This window comes from Reyranella sp. CPCC 100927, from assembly GCF_007859315.1.
GTDB lineage: Bacteria > Pseudomonadota > Alphaproteobacteria > Reyranellales > Reyranellaceae > Vineibacter.
In genome coordinates this window covers 1-540 of the sequence record NZ_VOHA01000074.1, presented here as the reverse complement: position 1 = coordinate 540, position 540 = coordinate 1, and the positions used below count along the sequence as shown (strand labels likewise).

1 pseudogene is annotated in these 540 nt (G+C 71.3%); it reads right to left on the bottom strand.

The window, feature by feature from the left end:
* Positions 1–514: pseudogene (locus FQU96_RS42020) on the bottom strand (glycine dehydrogenase (aminomethyl-transferring)); the annotation flags it as partial.
* Positions 515–540 lie beyond the last annotated feature (26 nt).

The window sequence follows — 540 nt, the reverse complement described above, 5'->3', positions numbered from 1 at the left end:
GGCCGCCGGCGTCGTGGATCTTGCCGCAGACCTCGCGGACGTCCTCCTCGAACACGCCGTGCGTGGAGGGGTAGGTGATCATGATGCCGGCGATCGCGCCCTCGTTGTCGGCGATGGCCTTGTCCAGGTCCTCGTGATCGACGGTGCCGTCGGGCGCGGTCTTCACGACGCGCACGCGCAGCCCGGCCAGCACCGCGGAGGCGGCGTTCGTGCCGTGCGCCGAGGCGGGGATCAGCACGAGGTCGCGAGCCTCGTCGCCGCGGGAGATGTGCCAGCGGCGGATCGCCAGCAGGCCGGCGAGCTCGCCCTGGGAGCCGGCGTTCGGCTGGATCGAGACCTTGGCGTAGCCGGTCAGCTCGGCCAGGCGGGACTCGAGGTCCTCCACCAGGTGCTGCCAGCCCTGCATGCGCCAGGCCGGGGAGTACGGGTGGACGTCCGCGAACTCGGGCCAGGTGATCGAGGCCATCTCGACCGCGGCGTTGAGCTTCATGGTGCACGAGCCCAGCGGGATCATGGTGCGATCCAGGGCCAGGTCGCGAT